Genomic DNA, 2,574 nt, shown 5'->3' on the forward strand with positions numbered 1-2,574 from the left:
TAATATCCCGCAGTTCGTAAAGCCGGTTCAGTGCCTCTCTTGGCGTAAGGTCATCCAGGTTCAGGGCCGCCAGGGCTTCTTCAACCCGGCTGGGTTCCATGGCCGCGAACATGTCCCCCTGAAAGGCGGTGCTCACGGCAGCCGCTGACCGGCCTGACGGCGCCGGAGCCGCCGCTTCCCGCCCGGCGTTCGGCATCGGTGTAACCGGTGCTGAGTTACCCTCAAGATGGGCCAGCTGGGCCTTGGCATTGCGGATCACATCCTGGGGCACGCCGGCAAGCCTGGCCACCTGCAGGCCGTAGCTCTGGCTGGCGGGGCCGTCGTGAACATTGTGCAGGAACACGATGGTATCGTCGTGTTCGGTGGCGGTAAGGTGAACATTCACCGCGTGGGTCAGTTCATCGGCCAGCTGGGTCAGTTCGAAATAGTGGGTGGCGAACAGGGTGTAGCAGCGAATGTATCTGGCCAGATGCTCCGCAGTTGCCCAGGCCAGCGACAGGCCATCAAAGGTGCTGGTGCCACGCCCCACTTCGTCCATCAGCACCAGGCTGTGTTCGGTGGCGTTGTGCAGGATGTTGGCGGTTTCGGTCATTTCCACCATGAAGGTGGAACGCCCGCCGGCAATGTCGTCCGACGAACCCATGCGGGTGAATATCCGGTCCACCGGGCCGATAGTGACCCGGTCGGCGGGCACAAAGCTGCCGGTATAGGCCAGCAGGGCAATCAGCGCGGCCTGGCGCATGTAGGTGGACTTGCCGCCCATGTTGGGGCCGGTGATCACCAGCATCCGGCGCCGGTCATCCATCAGCAGATCGTTGGGTACGTAGGGGTCGCTCAGCAGTTGCTCGACCACCGGATGACGGCCCTGCTGGATGTCGAAGCCGGGGTTGTCGCTGAATTCCGGCGGATTGAAGCGCAGGCTGGAGGCCCGTTCAGAAAAGTTACTGAGTACATCCAGTTCGGCCAGCGCCTGTGCTGCGTCCTGCAGGGGCGCCAGTTCCGCGGCGACGGTTTCCAGGACTTCGTCATAAAGGGCTTTTTCCCGGGCCAGCGAACGGCTTCTGGCGCTCAGTGCCTTGTCTTCAAATTCCTTGAGTTCAGGGGTGATAAACCGCTCGGCGTTTTTCAGGGTCTGGCGGCGGATGTAATCCACCGGTGCCTGGTCCGCCTGGGCCCGGCTGATCTCGATGTAGTAGCCGTGAATCCGGTTGTAGCCCACCTTCAGTGTGCTGATACCGGTGCGTTGCTTTTCCCGGGTTTCCACATCCAGCAGGAACTGGCCGGCGTTTTCGCTGATGTTGCGCAGCTCGTCCAGCTCCTCGTCGAAGCCCTCGCGAATAACACCGCCATCGCGGATGACCACCGGCGGGTTATCAATAATGCAACGTTCCAGGGTGTCGGCCAGTTGCGGATATTCGCTGATGGTGGTGGCAAGTTTCACGATCAGGTGAGAATTGACCGGTGTCAGCGCTTTCTGAAGGTCCGGAAGCACATGAAAGGCATCCCGCAGCCGGGCCAGATCCCGGGGCCGTGCCGAGCGCAGGGCGACCCGTGCCAGCACCCGCTCGATATCGCCCACGGCTTTGAGAAGATCGTGCACCGGTTCGTAGTGAAACGACTCCAGCAGCGCAGACACCGCCTGCTGGCGCTGTTCAACAATGCCGACGTCCCGCAGCGGCCGGTTCAGCCAGCGCCGGAGCTGGCGCCCGCCCATGGAGGTGGCCGTGCGGTCCATCACCCAGGCCAGAGTATGCTGGGTACCGCCCATCAGATTGATGTCGATTTCCAGGTTGCGGCGGCTGGCGGCATCCAGAATCACCGTTTCTTCCCGCCGTTCCCGGCTGAGCTTGCGGATATGGGGCAGGGCGGTGCGCTGGGTTTCCCGGGCGTATTGCAGCAGGCAGCCGGCGGCGCAGATGGCCAGGGGCATGTCGTCGCAGCCAAAGCCGGTGAGGTCCCGGACCTGCAATTGCTGGGTCAGCACCCGGTGGGCGGTATCGGACTCGAACAGCCAGGGACCCCGACGGCGGATGCCGGTGTAGCCGTCCAGCACCTCCTGGAAAGGAAAGTCCTCACTGATCAGGATCTCGGCCGGGCGCAGTCTCTGCAGTTCGCCCCGCAGGCTTTCCAGATCATCCAGTTCGGCAACCGTAAAACGGCCGCTGGAAATGTCCAGTGACGAGAATCCGAAGCGTTCCTGCCGGCTGCAGATTGCGACCAGCAGGTTGTCCCGGCGGTCCTCCAGAAAGGCATCGTCGCTCAGGGTGCCCGGGGTGACGATACGCACCACCTGGCGATCAACCGGCCCTTTGCTGGTGGCCGGATCGCCAATCTGCTCACAGATGGCGATGGATTGACCAGCCCGGACCAGACGTGCAATGTAACCCTCGGCGGAATGGTACGGAATACCGGCCATGGGAATCGGGCTGCCGCCAGACTGGCCGCGGGCTGTCAGCGTTATGTCCATCAGCTCGGCGGCTTTGCGGGCATCGTCGTAAAACAGCTCGTAGAAATCCCCCATGCGGTAAAACACCAGTTCGTTCGGGTGCTCGCCCTTGATCCTGAGGTACTGCC

Annotated in this window: 1 protein-coding gene; it reads right to left on the minus strand. The window is 62.6% G+C overall.

Annotated elements, in window-relative coordinates; genetic code table 11:
• Nucleotides 1-2,574: DNA mismatch repair protein MutS (mutS, locus tag VJ956_RS08370; protein WP_324083745.1), on the minus strand; the 2,574-nt coding region annotated here is incomplete at both ends.

The sequence above is a fragment of the Marinobacter sp. genome (assembly GCF_035268745.1).
Taxonomy (GTDB): Bacteria; Pseudomonadota; Gammaproteobacteria; order Pseudomonadales; family Oleiphilaceae; genus Marinobacter.